This is a genomic window from Euzebya tangerina, assembly GCF_003074135.1.
GTDB lineage: Bacteria > Actinomycetota > Nitriliruptoria > Euzebyales > Euzebyaceae > Euzebya > Euzebya tangerina.
The window spans coordinates 2,291,270-2,304,939 of the sequence record NZ_PPDK01000001.1 but is presented as its reverse complement, the minus strand read 5'-3'; the positions used below and the strand labels follow the sequence as shown (position 1 = coordinate 2,304,939).

Sequence of the window (13,670 nt, the reverse complement as noted above, 5' to 3'; positions counted from 1 at the left end):
CGAAACGGTTTACGGTCCAGCCATGAAGGGTGACGTCATCGTTCTGGAAGACCATCATCGAGCCGCCGCGGCGGCCATCGTCCCGAGTCTGGTCGAGCCGATCAGGGCGCGAGATGGACGCTACGTGATCACCGTTGCGGGCGAGTCGGGCAGCGGCAAGTCCGAGACCGGCACCGCCATCGCCGAGGCCCTCGAGCCGCACGGCATCACCTCCGTCGTCCTCGGCCAGGACGACTACTTCGTCCTGCCGCCGAAGTCCAACGATGCCAAACGGCGTGAGGACGACTCGTGGCTGGGCCCGCACGTCGAGGTGCGGTTCGACGTGCTCGAAGGCAACCTCCTCGATGCGCTGGCGGGCGACGACGAGATCACGAAGCCGTTGATCGACTACGACGCGAACACCGTCGAGGAGGAGACCGTCGACCTTCGAGGCGTGGCCGTCGTCATCGCAGAGGGCACCTACACCAGCCTGCTGAAGCACGTCGACACGCGGGTCTTCATCGCGCGAAATCGGGTCGACACCCTGGAGCACCGACAGAAGCGGAACCGCGGCGATGAGGTGGGCGACCCCTTCATCGAGAACGTCCTGAAGACCGAGCACAAGATCATCGCGGGTCACCGGAACCTGGCGGACTTCATCATCACCCGCGACTACGACGTCATCCCCGTCTCATGACGGCACCCTCGCCGAGCACTCCCTCGATGAAGGCCAGCCTGCCGAACGCGGTGATGCTGAACGCGTACCCGGACTCGATCGGCGGTGACCTCTCCGCCATGGTCGCCGTCCTCCAGCGACCCGAGTTCGCCGATGTGTTCGGTCTCTTCTACCTGCTGCCCAGCGTGTTCCACAGCGACCTGGACCGCGGGTTCTCGGTGATCGATTACGAGCTGGATGCCGACATGGCCAGCCCCGCCGACATCGCTGCCCTGCAGGAACTGGGGATCCAACTCAAGTTCGATCTGGTCCTGAACCACCTCTCGGTCGGCTCGCCCCAGTTCCAGGACATGCTCGAGCGTGGCGACGACTCGCCGTACGTCGACTTCTTCATCGACTGGAACGCGTTCTGGGAGGGCAACGGCGAGATGCACGACGACGGGTACGTCGTGCCGAACCCCGAGCACCTGGACAAGCTGTTCATGCGCAAGCCAGGGCTGCCGATCCTGGCGGTCCGATTCCCGGACGGCTCTGACCGCTACTACTGGAACACCTTCTACCAGAAGGTCGAGGTCGTCGACGGCGAGCGTACGTATCTGGGGCAGATGGACCTCAACGCCAGCTCTGAAGCGGTGTGGGACTTCTACGCCAAGACCTTCCGGCGATTGGCCGAGCTCGGCGCGAAGATCCTGCGGCTGGACGCGTTCGCGTACCTGCACAAGGAGGTCGGACGGACCAACTTCTTCAACACCCCCGGGACGTGGGAGTACCTGGATCGGCTTCGGGGCATGGCGGAGGAGGTGGGGCTGATCCTGCTGCCGGAGATCCACTCGGAGTACGGGACCAAGGTGCACGAGGAGCTCTCCGACCGGGGCTATCCCGTGTATGACTTCTTCTTCCCGGGGTTGCTGATCGACGCACTCGACTCGGGCGACGGGACCAACCTCGTGCGGTGGATCACCGAGATCCAGGATCGCGACCTGGCGACCGTGAACATGCTGGGCTGCCACGACGGCATCCCGGTGATCGATCTGCGCGGCGGTCCTGACGCGGCGGGGTTGCTTCCCGATGCCACGATCGAGGCGGTGATCGACCGGCTGTTGGACCGCGGCGGACGGGTGAAGAACCTGTACGGCCCGGATGGCAACAAGATCTCCTACTACCAGGTCAACGCCACCTTCTTCAGTGCCCTTGGTGAGGACGAGCAGCGGTTGCTGCTGGCTCGGGCGATCCAGCTCTTCATGCCGGGTACCCCGCAGATCTGGTACCTGGACCTGTTCGCCGGCACGAACGACTACGAGGCAGCCGACCGCGCGGGGGCTGGTGGGCACAAGGAGATCAACCGCACGAACCTCACGCTCGAGGAGGTGGAGGCGGGCCTGCGGCAGCCGGTGGTCCAGCGCCAGTTGGAGATGCTCCGACTGCGAAACACCTCGGCTGCCTTCCACGGCGAACTGGAGGTGACCCTGTCCGGCACGGACCAGCTGACGATGACGTGGACGGGCGCTGGGAGCAGCGCGACCTTGCAGGCCGATCTGGCTGACCACACCTTCAGCATCAGCGCTGGCTAGGCTGGGAGCGCCCCATGTCCGTCCCGCAGATCTTCCTCCCCGAGCGGTTCCACGCCAACGCCGCCGAGCAGGTCCGGGTGCGTCGACGGGTGCCCAGCAGCATCGGGACCGTTGTGGTGGTCGCTGCGATTGCCTCGCTCTTCGTGTTCGACGCCCTGAACGCCTGGGTGCAGTTCGTCGTCTCCTGGGTGTTGTTCATGGCCGCAGTCCGGTGGATCGGCTACCTGGTCGGGGCGGTCGCGCGACGCTAGGAGGCGCGAGCGTGTCGCTGACGGTCAGGTGCCGGCCGGGAGTCGACGCAGGCGCTGCATCGCCCAGACGCCGAGCGCGGGGCCTGGGACCAGGATGGCGAATGCCAGCCACCACCCAGACGCGTCGCGGACCAGTGGCACCAACCAGATGGTGATCACCGTGAGCGTGAACCCGATCGCCAACTGCATCGTCACGGCGGTGCCGACGTAGCGCTGGTCGGCGTGTTCGGTGACCAGGGCGCTGAACTGCGCCGAGTCCGCCACCACCCAGAAGCCCCAGAACAGGCCGAGGGCGAGGACCAGCGCCGGACTGGCGTCCACCAGGGCCCCGACCACAAGGGCCATGGCGCCGCTGCAGAGCATGGCGATGGTCGTGGCGGTCGTCCGCCCCATGCGATCGCTGATGACACCGCCGACCCAACTGCCGAGAGCCCCGATGCCGATGACGGCGAACGTCGCGAGGGCCGCGGTCCGGGTGTTGTCGTCGACCACGTCGGCGTAGAAGACGGCGAACCAGGCCCACATGGCGTACAACTCCCACATGTGCCCGAAGTAGCCCATGCTGGCGAGGCGGACCTTCCGGTTGGTGAAGACCAGCCCCAGCTTCGTGGGGTCGAAGACGGTCCGAGGGAACGGGAACGGTCCGTCGGAGATGCCGACCTCGGCGATCACGCCACCCAGCACGGTCAGGACGCTGGTTGCCACGATGACGGTCCGCCAGTCGGCGCCACCGATGCCGTTGACGAGATGGGGGGTGGCCGACCCCAGGGTCAGCGCGCCGACCATCACGCCGAGCGCAGTGCCACGGCCAGCGCGGAACCAGGTCGCCATGGCCTTGAGGCTCGGCCCGTACACACCGGCCAGGCTGACGCCAACCGCGAACCGGACGGCCACGGCGCCAGTGAAGCTGTCGATCACGAGCAGGCCGAGGTTCGCCACGGCGGCGCCAATCGTGCCGAGCAGGACCAGCCGTCTGGCCGGCAGGAGGTCGGCGAGGTTGGTCGCGGCCGAGATGAGCGCGCCGGTGACGAACCCCAGCTGGACGGCGATGGTGAGCAGCCCGCCCTGGGCGTCGCTGATCCCGATGACGTCGCGGAGCTGTGGCAGGACGGCGGCCGCGCTGAACCAGGTGGTCATCGCCAGGACCATGGCGATCGACAGGATGGCCAGCGCCCGCCATCGACCGTCGGGGTCGGCCTGCGCGCTGTGCGCCACGGGGGTTGGAGTGGTCACCTAGTGTCGTAACCGTTCTCGGGCGTGAGGGGTTCCCTCCCTCAGCTCTTCTTCATCGGCCGGATCAGGCCTTCCTGCATGACGGTGGCGACCAAGGTGCCGCCTTCGGTGAAGAGCTGGCCGTGAGCGAGGCCCCGGGCACCGAAGGCGTTGGAGGATCGCATGTCGTAGAGCAGCCACTCATCGGCCCGGAAGGGGCGGTGGAACCACATGGCGTGATCGAGCGAGGCCATCCGGTAGTTGTGGTTCCCGGGTATGCCGCCGTGTGGCGTGATGGTGGTGCCGAGGAGGGACATGTCGGACATGTAGGTGAGCACGCACACATGCAGGTGCGGTACCTCGGGGACGTGGTCGAGCGCTCGGAACCACGCCTGGAGCCGCCCTGACCGGGCCCGCGCGACCTCGTTGGCCGGCGTGACGTAGCGCAGGTCGACCGAGCTCCACTCCGGAAACGGCGGCTTCCAGTCCACGCCTGCGCCGGCGAAGAGCTGCTGCATGGTCTGCAACTCGTCCGGGGAGGGAACGTCCGGCATGGGGTCGGCGTGCTCCGGCCCGTCCTCGGCGATCTGGAAGGAGACCGAGAGGTGGAAGATGGCCTTGCCCTGCTGCTTGGCCACAACCCGTCGGGTGGTGAAGGACCGGCCTTCGCGAATGCGGTCGACATGGAAGATGATGTTGTGCTTGGGGTCACCGGGCCGCAGGAAGTAGGAGTGCAGTGAGTGGACCTGGCGCTTCTCGTCGACCGTTCGCACGGCGGCGACGAGGGCCTGCGCGGCGACGTGGCCACCGAAGACGCGCTGGACGTCGGTCTTGGGGGCCTCCCCGAGGTACAGGTCGACGTCCAGCGTCTCGATGTCGAGCAGGGACAGCAGCGAGGAGACGGAATCAGCCATGGGCGTGCAGTCTGCCTGATGGGCCGCTCATGAGGGAAGCTGCGCACAGGTCCTACGGGACCGCCACGAGGTCAGGTTCCCCGCCACGAGGTCAGGTTCCCCGCCGCGAGGTCAGGTTCCCCGCCACGAGGTCAGGTTCCCCGCCACGAGATCGACCGGCCGTGCCGGTCGACAGACGCTGCGGGCTCCGCGGGTCAGACCTTCTCGAAGATGGCCGCCAGGCCCTGCCCGCCCCCGATGCACATCGTCTCCAGCCCCAACCGGGCGTCCCGTCGGTGCATCTCGTGGAGCATCGTCGAGAGGATCCGCGCCCCCGTCGCCCCCACCGGATGGCCCAGCGAGATCCCCGACCCGTTCACGTTCGTCCGCTCCCAGTCGGGCCCCTCGATGCCGGGCCCGAAGCCCCACTCCGAGGTGACTGCCAGCACCTGGGCGGCGAACGCCTCGTTCAACTCGATCAGGTCCATGTCCGCCAGCGAGAGCCCCGCCCGTTCCAGTGCAAGCACCGTCGCCGGTACGGGTCCGAGCCCCATGTGCGAGGGGCGGACACCACCGAGGCCCCAGCTGACCAGCCTCGCCAACGGAGTCAACCCGTGCTCCTCCACCGCGGCGCGGGAGGCCACCACACACATCGCCGCCCCGTCGTTCTGGCCCGAGGCGTTGCCCGCCGTCACCGTCGCCCCCTCCACCGTTCGGCCCATGATCGGCCGCAGCGACGCCAACGCCTCCGGCGTCGAGTCGGGCCGGGGGTGCTCGTCCGTCGTCACCTCCAGCGGATCCGCCTTCCGTTGGGGCACCGACACCGGGACGATCTGCTCATCGAACAGGCCGGCCTCCTGGGCCGCGACCGCCCGACGGTGCGACTGGGCGGCCAGCGCGTCCTGGTCCTCCCGGCTGATCTGGTAGTCGGCCCGCAGGTTCTCGGCCGTCTCGATCATCCCGCCTGGAACGGGGTGGTTGTGCCCTCCGGCCGTCACGCGCCCACGGGCCAGCCGGTCGGCGAAGTCCGCCGGGCGGCCCTTCAGCCCCCAGCGCGCGCCCAGGACGTAGTGCTCGGCCTGGGACATCGAGTCGGCACCGCCGGCGATCACGACGTCGGCGACGCCGGTCTGGATCCGCATCGCCGCATCCAAGACCGCCTGGAGACCGGACCCGCAGCGCCGATCGATCTGCAGACCGGTCACCGCGACGGGCAGCCCGGCGTCGAGGGCGGCAACGCGACCGATGGCGGGGGCCTCGCCATTGGGGTAGCACTGACCCAGGAGTACGTCGTCGACCGCGTCGACCGGCACACCGCTTCGCTGCACGACCGTCGAGAGCACCGTTGACGCGAGCGTGGTCACCGGCACGTCGCGGAAGACGCCGCCGTACCCGCCGACGGGGGTGCGCAGCGGCGTGCAGATCAGGACGTCGTGAAGCTCAGCCATCAGGCTCCGTAGTCTTGCAGCAACCCCCAGACGGGTCTAACCAGCGGTCACACCACAGGGCGGTTGAACCCGACGGCATCCTCCAGCGCGAGACCGAGCTCGATCAGGACCCGCTCCTCGCCCGGCCCGGCCGCCAGCTGGATCCCGATCGGCAGGTCATCTGCACCGATGGCCATCGGCAGCGAGATGGCCGGGACTCCCGTCACGTTGAACATGGCCGCAAACGGGGTGAACGCGTACAGCCTTGCCCGCAGATCCTCGAACGGCAGCGTGACGTCAAGCCAGCCCAGCCTCGGGGCCGTGGTTGCAAGCGTCGGATTGAGCAGCACGTGATAGCGACTCATCAGGTCGGCGTACATCCGCTTCGCCGCTCGAAGGCGACGGATGGCGCCCGGCACGGCCAGGGCGTTGCGCCGCGCATGGACGGCCAGGCCCCTGGTCCAGGGATCGAACAAGCCCGTGTCGGTCGAGCGACCGAGGACCCGCCGGTCGACCGCGGGCAGGGTCGCAGCCAGCAGGCCCCAGTACAGCAGGAAGTCGTCGGCCAGCCGCTCCTCGTCGTAGGGCATCCGGATCTCGGTCACCCGGTGGCCGAGGTCCGCCAGCGCATCGCCCGTCTGCCGCGTGGCGCGCTGCACCTGTGCGCTCACGGTGGCGATGGTGGAGGTGGCGACGACGGCCACGCGCAGACGGTCCGGACCGGGATCGGTGACGTGTCCGACCCGTGGGAAGACCGGTGAGGGGTCGTGCTCCTCCGCGGCCGCGACGTACGCGGCGGTGTCACGCATCGTCCGGGTCAGCACCGAGTTGCACAGCAGGTGGACCGGCATCTCCCGGTTGCCCTCGATGTCGACCATCCGACGATCGCTGGGCTTCAGCCCGATGACGCCGCAGCACGCCGCGGGAATCCGGATCGAGCCGCCCCCGTCCGTGGCATGGGCGATCGGCACCACTCCGGCGGCGACCAGCGCACCCGAGCCGCTGGATGACCCACCCGTGGAGTGCTCGGTGTTCCACGGGTTCCGCGTCGCCGGGAAGCCGATTGGCTCGGCCGTCGGGACCATGCCATGCTCGGGGGCCGTGGACTTGCCGATCGGTACGAGGCCGGTCGCCAGCAGCTCGACCACCTCGGGCGTGGTGCGCCGAGAGATGAATTGTCCGGAGGCGCGCGTTCCGAAGGTGGTTCGGTGGCCCGCCCACTCGCTCAGGTCCTTCACCACGGTCGGCACACCCGCAAGTCGCCCGACACCAGGACGGTTAGCCAACCGGCGGGCGGCCTCGAACGCCGGCGTGACCAACGCGTGCAGGTGCCCATCGACGGCGATTGCCCGTTGGATGGCCGCGTCCACCACCTCACGCCGGCTGACCTCACCCTCGGCAATCGCCTGAGCCGTCCGCACCCCGTCCCACGCGGCCATCGGCCCCTCCGCCAGGACGGCCGGGGCTGGGCTCGCGCCCCGTGTGGGCGAGTGACCGGTTGTCGCCGAGGTGTGCAAGGCGCCCGACCCTACTCTGGGCCGTCGATGTCTCCTCAACCGATCCTCCCCCCAGATCTGGATGCCGTGCGGGCGACGCTGCGGCCCCGCATGACCGAGATCCCGGAGATACTGGCGCAGTGGCCACGGGGTGAGGGGCCACTGGCCGACGTCCCGATCCTCGACCCAGCCGATCTCGCACCCAAGACCTTCACGGAGTTGGCCGGGACCGTCCGGGTGGCGGCCACCAGCCCCGACCTGATCACGGTCGCGGGATTGCTCGAGATCCCCGACGGTGGCGGTCTGCTGGTGACCACGATGACCCTGTGCCCCAGCGACCTGTCCGATCCCCCGGACGACCCGGCCAGCCGACGCGTGCTGGGAGCCGCTGGTGCAGCGGAGCCGGGGGTGATGGTCGAGGTTGCGGCACTCATCTCCACGCTGGATCCCGGGAATGGCATCGCCTGCGGCGTGGGAATCGTCAGGCCACTGGTCCTCGCCGACCCGGAGCACTTCCCGCATCCGGATGACGCCAGTACCTACGGGCCTGAGCTTCGGGACGCCGTCGGGGCCGCCGTCGCGGACGATCGTGAGGTGGTGACCGACCTCGGCGGCAAGGCCATGGTCCCGCTGGAGGGATCGGTGGCCCGGATCTGGAGTCCCATCTTCGCGGTCAGCCGTGCGGCAACGGCTGGACTGGCTCGTCGAGGTGCCGCCGGGGGTCGTCCGAGGTGACCAACAGCGTCAGGAATGGGCTGCTGACTGGCGTGTCCACCCTGTTAGTGTGCACGCCGGATGAGCGACGCCGAGCGAAGCCTCAGACAACCCGTCAGCGCCTGCATGACTGACTGGTTCGTGACCCTCGACAAGGAGGAGTCACTGGACACGGCTGCGAAGACCTTGCGCGACCGCGGGATCGGCCTGCTCCTGGTCACCGATGGCGACGAACTCGTGGGGGTCCTCAGCGAACGAGACATCGTGACGGCGTTCGCCGACGACGATCGCCTGAGCCACACCGCCCTGGCTGACCGGGCGAAGGGGGACATCCTGACCATCGAGTCGACCGCACCCATCCAGGACGGCATCAAGAAGATGGTCGCCGGTGGGACACGACACCTGGTGGTGGTCGACAGCACAGGCCGACCGGTTGGCGTGCTCTCGGCACGGGACGTGCTCAGCGAGCTGTCGGTCTAGTGTCCTAGCGAGCCGGCTGTGGGGCGGATCGCCTGGCCTCGATGCGCAGCCGCTTGCCGTCCCGCGAGCTGATCGCCCCGGCTGCGCCGACCACGACGACCAACCCGCCCAGCAGGTGGGTCCAGGTGAGTGCTTCGCCGACGATCATCCAGGCCAGGATCCCGGCGATGGCGGGCTGGGCCAATCGCATGACGGGCGGGATGTTCGCCGGGACGAAGGCCAGCGGCCAGGTCATGACGAAGTGTCCGATCGCACCAGGTCCCACGGCCACCGCAAACGTCAACCAGAGGTCGGTTGAGGTGACCGTCCCGACGTCGGTCGAGGAGACCAGGATCCAGCTGGTCACGACCAGGGCCGCCGTCCCCATCGTCCCAGCCAGGAACGGCAACACGCCGATCTGGCCCCGACTGCGCTTGGACGCGAGGAAGAAGCCCGCGAAGAAGGCGACGTTCAGGACCGCGAGCGTCATCCCCCCGATGTTCCCCGCAGGCCCGGAGGATGCGCCCACAGCCAGGTACGCCCCGCCAGCGATGGCGATCAGGGACCAGGCCCAGAACCGGCCGCCGGGCCGCTCGCGGAACAACCACCAGGCGCCCAGCGCGGTGATGATCGGCGCCAGCGCGTTCATCAACGCGACATCGACGACGGTCGTCATCTTGACCGCAGACATGAACATCAACTGGTGGACGCCGAAGAACACACCGGCGATGACCGGCCAGCGCCAGCCGGCCCTGCCGGGAGGTGTGACCTCGCGGCGATGGCGCGGGCCGGCGCCGACACGCGAGCGCAGGTGGACCACACCTACCGCGACCCACAGGACCGCGGTGCCGAGCCACAGGCGCCAGAAGCTGAACACCGGGCCCGACACCGATGACGCCTGCAACATCACGGGACCGGTGGAGTACAGCAGGACGCCAAGTGCGACCAGGGCCAGCGGAAACCGCTCCCCGATCGAGCGCACTGACGCGCCGAACCGTCGAAGACGAGCCGTGGTGACTGCTGGACTGGGTGAGATGAGGATGAACCGAGCGTAGGGGCCATGTGACGGGGCACCGCTCTCGACGGTGCCCACCCGGACGGCCCGCCTGGGGAATATGCTAGGAGCCGATGTCCGCCTTCGACGCCCAGCCGCCGTCGGAGTCGAGTGCGGCCGTGCCCCGATCGGGCAACCGGGCTGACCTCAGGATCGACGACGCCGCCCGGCAGGAGGTGTCACGCCTCCTCGGTCGCCATCTGGCCGACGGGCGGCTGGACATGCTCGAGTACGAGGACCGGCTCGAGCGCACCATGGCCGCGCGGAAGCAGTCGGACCTGGCCGGCATCCTCGACGACCTGCCGGCCCTGGACGCCGACGGTCGGCCGGCAGTGGTAGAACCGCCGGTTGACCCGTCAGCTGCCCGGCGGAGGGCCGCCGCAAAGTCGATGATCGTCGGCTGGCTGACGCTGGCGCTCTTCTTCACCATGATCTGGGCGGTCACGGACTTCGGCGGCTACTTCTGGCCCGTCTGGCCCATCATGGGCACGGGGCTCGGGGTCATTCCAGGCGCGTACGCGGTGTGGAACGGCACCAAGGAGCCTGACGAGGACGACGGCAGCTGGTTCTGAGGGCTTTCCGGGCCACGATCGTGCAGAACTCCGCCCTGGCGTGGGTCAGGCCCCGATCGTGCCGAATCCCGGCCGGTCAGGCGACCGACTCCACCTCACCCCGGTGCTGGTCATCCCACACCGAGGTGATCGGACAGCGCTCCTCGACCCCGGCGGTCAAGGTCACCGAGTGGCCCTCGTGGTCGATCACCAGGTCGGGGCCCGAGTTCAGCTGGTAGATCACCTCGCTCCGCTCGACCGCCACGTCGAGGCGATGCCCCTGCCACATCAACGAGTAGTGCAGGTGGTCCCAGGACGAGGGCAGTCGCGGTCGGAAGGTCAACCGCTCTGCCGTGTCGGTCAGACCGCCGAAGCCGTACACGATCGACATCCACACGCCACCGGCCGCGGCGACGTGGACCCCGTGACTGGTGTTCCCGGCGACATCGGCCAGGTCCATGAAGACGCCGTAGCGGAAGTACTCGATGGCCTTGCTGGCGTTGCCGATCCGGCTGGCGATGATCGACTGCACCGACGTCGAGAGTGAGGAGTCCCCGGTGGTGAGTGGGTCGTAGTACTCGAAGTTGCGGGCGATGTGCTCGTCGTCGAAGCACTCGTCCCGCAGGAACATGGCGAGCACGACGTCGGCCTGCTTGAGGACCTGGTGCCGGTAGATGACCAGCGGATGGAAGTGCAGCAGCAGCGGGTACTTCTCTCGCGGCGTGCCCTCGAAGTCCCACGGTTCGAGCGACAGGAAGTGATCATCCTGCGGGGTGATGCCCTTCGCGGCGTCGTAGGGCAGGTACATCGTCCGGGCGGCTCGACGCCAGGTCTCCACCTCTTCCCGTCGCAGACCGGTCCGTCCGATCAGCCGCAGGTGCGCCTCACGGTCGTGCTCACGCAGGCGGGTGACCAACTTCCAGGCATCAGCCAGGTTCTTCGCGGCCATCAAGTTGGTGTAGGCGTTGTCGTTGACCACCGTCGTGTACTCGTCCGGCCCGGTCACGCCGTGGATGTGGAACGACGTGCCCGCGTCGGTCTCGCGGAAGAACCCGAGGCTCGCGTACATGCGCGCGGTTTCCACCAGGATCTCCGCACCGGCGTCGTGGTGGAACTCGACGTCACCGGTCACGCGGGCGTACTTGTCCACGGCGTAGCTGATGTCGGAGTCGATGTGGTACTGGGCCGTCCCGGCCTCGTAGTAGGCCGACGCCTCTTCACCGGTGATCGTCCGCCACGGGAACAGCGCCCCCCGCTCCCCCACCTCAACTGCTCGCGCGCGGGCGTGGTCCAGCAGACGATGGCGGAACTGCAGCAGATTCCTGGCAACGCGCGGCTGGGTGTAGGTGAGGAAGGGCAGGACGTAGATCTCGGTGTCCCAGAAGTAGTGACCCTCGTACGCGCTGCCGGTTAGACCCTTGGCCGGGATGCCGAGGCCGTCGCTCCGGGCCGCCGCCTGGATGATGTGGAACAGGCTCCAGCGGACGGCCTGCTGGACGGTGGTGTTTCCGCCGATCTGGACATCGCTGCGATCCCAGAAGTCCTCCAGGTACTCGGCCTGCTCGGCGGCCACCCCGTCGAACCCGGTTCGCAGCGCGCGATCCAAGGTCCGGTCACAGCGATCGGCGAGTTGGTGGGTCGGCGTGACCGTGGAGCTGGGGTTCACCGCCGAGGTGTGGAAGGCCGCGAACTTCGTGATGCTGATGCGCGAGCCCTCGACGCCGTCGGCGGTGATCACGAGCTTCCCGCGGTCGGCGGTGGCATGGCCGGTCATGTCGGTGATGTGGTCGCCTTCGACGACGTGGTCGATGGCACACGCCAGGGTCATCTTCGAGTTCGCGACGGTGTACTCGAGCATCTGTCGGGTGCTGTCAGCCCGCGCGTCGACGCACTCGAGCACCTCATGATCGAACCCGTCAGCCAGCCGCGGGTCGCCGGCGTTGTCCCGGCTGTCAGCCTCGTTGCGCAACTGGCTGCTGATCACGATGGGCGCACTGCCCTCGAGGACCTCGATGTCATAGCGCATGGCGACCAGGTGGCGTTGAGCCAGCGAGGTCATGGCGGCGGAGGTGACGCGGACCACCACGCCAGCGGGCAGCCGCCAGGTCATCCGGCGTGTGAGTTGGCCGGTGCGGAAGTCCAGCCGACGCTCGTACTCGCTCACCTCAGCTGAGGCGAGGTTCAGGATCTCGTCGTCCACGTAGAGGTGGAACCGCCGCGGATCCGGGGCCGGGATGATGGTCTGGCCGGTCTTGGCGAACCCGAACGCCTCCTCGGCATGCTCGATCTGCCACTGCTCGTGGAGACCGTTGATCAGCGTGCCGCGTTCGGCGTGCGGATGGCCCTCCTCCTGCACGGCACGTAGTCCCAGGTAGCCGTTGCTGATGGCGAAGATGGTCTCGGTGACCGCCATGTACCGCTCGGTCCAGGCCGTCTCGACCAGCGCCCACTCATCGGGCGGGTACATCGATGTCGGCAGTCCGACGATGTCACGTTGCAGCATCGGTGTACCTCTCTCTCGCCGCTACTCGGCTGCCTGCAGCAACTCGCGGTTTCTCATGCCGTTGCTGCCGAGCCGCCGGCTTCCGAGCCGGTTGGATTCTCAGCCGGCTGCAGCAACTCACCCAGGTCGTCGACCACGATGTCCGCACCGTGATTGCGCAGTGCGACAGCGTTCTCACCGTGGTCATCCTCGCGGTTGACGCCGATGACCAGCCCGAACTCGCCACCATGCCCGGCCTCGACGCCGGCGATGGCATCCTCGACCACCACTGTTCGCGCGGGCTCCACGCCGAGCCGCTCCGCGGCGGCGAGGAACATGTCTGGTTCGGGCTTGCCGGGGATGTCGTCCTCGGCCGCAGTGACCCCGTCCACGACGACCTCGAACAGGTCGGCGATCCCGACGGTGTCGAGCACAGGGCGAGCGTTGCGGCTGGAGGAGACGACCGCCGCCCGAACGCCCGCGTCGAGCAGGATCCGGACCAGTCGGAGGGATGTCTCGTAGACGTCGACGCCCTCCTGGATCAGCTTCTGGACGACCTCGTTCTTCCGGTTCCCGAGCCCGTAGGTCGTGTCGGCTTCGGGCGGGTCGTCGATCGACCCCTCCGGCAGCACGATGCGGCGCGACTCGAGGAAGGCGCTGACGCCTTCGTAGCGTGGCTTGCCGTCGACGTAGCTGCGGTAGTCGGTGGCGATCTCGAACGGTTCGAAGGGGATGTCGTGGTCCGCGGCGTACCGGCGGAGGAACTCATCGAACATCTGCTTCCACGCCTGGGCGTGCAGGGATGCCGTGTCGGTCAGGACACCGTCGAGGTCGTACAGGACGGCGTCGTACTCCGAGGCGGGGATTGCGGGAACGGTTTCGGCGGGATGGTCGCTCATGACTAG

General features: G+C 68.3%; 13 protein-coding genes. 6 read left to right on the top strand and 7 right to left on the bottom strand.

What is annotated here, in order from left to right; all coding sequences use genetic code 11:
* Positions 1-22 precede the first annotated feature (22 nt).
* From C1746_RS10585 to C1746_RS10575, 3 genes are read left to right on the top strand one after another with little or no spacing between them, the layout of a single operon-like run.
* Entirely contained in the window at positions 23-676 is a 654-nt protein-coding gene (locus C1746_RS10585) for a uridine kinase family protein (protein ID WP_116714558.1), read from the top strand.
* Complete coding sequence (gene gtfA, locus C1746_RS10580; RefSeq protein WP_116714557.1) at positions 673-2,226, top strand: sucrose phosphorylase; 1,554 nt, start codon at positions 673-675, stop codon at positions 2,224-2,226. The genes C1746_RS10585 and gtfA overlap by 4 nt, the downstream gene beginning before the upstream one ends.
* Positions 2,227-2,240: 14 nt before the next feature.
* Entirely contained in the window at positions 2,241-2,477 is a 237-nt protein-coding gene (locus tag C1746_RS10575) for a hypothetical protein (RefSeq protein WP_116714556.1), read from the top strand.
* A gap of 24 nt (positions 2,478-2,501) precedes the next feature.
* Here the strand turns inward: C1746_RS10575 and C1746_RS10570 are convergent, their stop codons facing one another.
* The 4 genes from C1746_RS10570 to C1746_RS10555 form a co-directional block, all read right to left on the bottom strand.
* Positions 2,502-3,710: an MFS transporter gene (locus tag C1746_RS10570; protein WP_205711806.1), complete on the bottom strand. Its 1,209-nt coding sequence runs from the start codon at positions 3,708-3,710 to the stop codon at positions 2,502-2,504.
* A gap of 41 nt (positions 3,711-3,751) precedes the next feature.
* Complete coding sequence (locus tag C1746_RS10565; protein WP_116714555.1) at positions 3,752-4,603, bottom strand: acyl-CoA thioesterase; 852 nt, start codon at positions 4,601-4,603, stop codon at positions 3,752-3,754.
* Positions 4,604-4,797: 194 nt separating this feature from the next.
* A complete protein-coding gene (locus C1746_RS10560; RefSeq protein WP_116714554.1) occupies positions 4,798-6,030 on the bottom strand; it encodes an acetyl-CoA C-acetyltransferase in 1,233 nt (410 codons plus the stop codon).
* Positions 6,031-6,077: 47 nt separating this feature from the next.
* On the bottom strand, positions 6,078-7,448 hold the full coding sequence (locus C1746_RS10555) for an amidase (RefSeq protein WP_162867617.1): 1,371 nt from the start codon (positions 7,446-7,448) through the stop codon (positions 6,078-6,080).
* Positions 7,449-7,553: 105 nt separating this feature from the next.
* On the opposite strand from C1746_RS10555, the gene C1746_RS22020 reads away from it, so the two are divergent.
* The gene (locus C1746_RS22020; RefSeq protein WP_162867616.1) at positions 7,554-8,240 is read left to right on the top strand and encodes a hypothetical protein; all 687 of its coding nucleotides are present in this window, start codon (positions 7,554-7,556) and stop codon (positions 8,238-8,240) included.
* Positions 8,241-8,345: 105 nt separating this feature from the next.
* On the top strand, positions 8,346-8,699 hold the full coding sequence (locus tag C1746_RS10545) for a CBS domain-containing protein (protein ID WP_162867615.1): 354 nt from the start codon (positions 8,346-8,348) through the stop codon (positions 8,697-8,699).
* A 4-nt stretch (positions 8,700-8,703) separates the two neighbouring features.
* Here C1746_RS10545 and C1746_RS10540 read toward each other — a convergent pair whose 3' ends face one another.
* Positions 8,704-9,771: a DMT family transporter gene (locus tag C1746_RS10540; RefSeq protein WP_116714550.1), complete on the bottom strand. Its 1,068-nt coding sequence runs from the start codon at positions 9,769-9,771 to the stop codon at positions 8,704-8,706.
* A gap of 35 nt (positions 9,772-9,806) precedes the next feature.
* On the opposite strand from C1746_RS10540, the gene C1746_RS10535 reads away from it, so the two are divergent.
* Positions 9,807-10,304 (top strand): DUF1707 SHOCT-like domain-containing protein, encoded by a 498-nt coding sequence (locus tag C1746_RS10535; protein WP_116714549.1) that lies wholly within the window; start codon positions 9,807-9,809, stop codon positions 10,302-10,304.
* Between the two features lie 76 nt (positions 10,305-10,380).
* Here the strand turns inward: C1746_RS10535 and C1746_RS10530 are convergent, their stop codons facing one another.
* The gene (locus C1746_RS10530) at positions 10,381-12,786 is read right to left on the bottom strand and encodes a glycoside hydrolase family 65 protein (RefSeq protein ID WP_116714548.1); all 2,406 of its coding nucleotides are present in this window, start codon (positions 12,784-12,786) and stop codon (positions 10,381-10,383) included.
* A gap of 53 nt (positions 12,787-12,839) precedes the next feature.
* Positions 12,840-13,664 carry a beta-phosphoglucomutase family hydrolase gene (locus C1746_RS10525; protein ID WP_116714547.1) on the bottom strand — a complete coding sequence of 275 codons (825 nt, stop codon included), beginning with the start codon at positions 13,662-13,664 and terminating at the stop codon, positions 12,840-12,842.
* Between the last annotated feature and the right edge of the window lie 6 nt (positions 13,665-13,670).

Excerpts from the sequence above, each read along its gene's own strand:
- C1746_RS22020 (WP_162867616.1), top strand. The coding sequence starts at position 7,554 with ATGTCTCCTCAACCGATCCTCCCCCCAGATCTGGATGCCGTGCGGGCG.
- C1746_RS10535 (WP_116714549.1), top strand. The coding sequence starts at position 9,807 with ATGTCCGCCTTCGACGCCCAGCCGCCGTCGGAGTCGAGTGCGGCCGTG.
- gtfA (WP_116714557.1), top strand. The coding sequence starts at position 673 with ATGACGGCACCCTCGCCGAGCACTCCCTCGATGAAGGCCAGCCTGCCG.
- C1746_RS10545 (WP_162867615.1), top strand. The coding sequence starts at position 8,346 with ATGACTGACTGGTTCGTGACCCTCGACAAGGAGGAGTCACTGGACACG.
- C1746_RS10585 (WP_116714558.1), top strand. The coding sequence starts at position 23 with ATGAAGGGTGACGTCATCGTTCTGGAAGACCATCATCGAGCCGCCGCG.
- C1746_RS10560 (WP_116714554.1), bottom strand. The coding sequence starts at position 6,030 with ATGGCTGAGCTTCACGACGTCCTGATCTGCACGCCGCTGCGCACCCCC.
- C1746_RS10575 (WP_116714556.1), top strand. The coding sequence starts at position 2,241 with ATGTCCGTCCCGCAGATCTTCCTCCCCGAGCGGTTCCACGCCAACGCC.
- C1746_RS10530 (WP_116714548.1), bottom strand. The coding sequence starts at position 12,786 with ATGCTGCAACGTGACATCGTCGGACTGCCGACATCGATGTACCCGCCC.
- C1746_RS10525 (WP_116714547.1), bottom strand. The coding sequence starts at position 13,664 with ATGAGCGACCATCCCGCCGAAACCGTTCCCGCAATCCCCGCCTCGGAG.
- C1746_RS10555 (WP_162867617.1), bottom strand. The coding sequence starts at position 7,448 with ATGGCCGCGTGGGACGGGGTGCGGACGGCTCAGGCGATTGCCGAGGGT.
- C1746_RS10565 (WP_116714555.1), bottom strand. The coding sequence starts at position 4,603 with ATGGCTGATTCCGTCTCCTCGCTGCTGTCCCTGCTCGACATCGAGACG.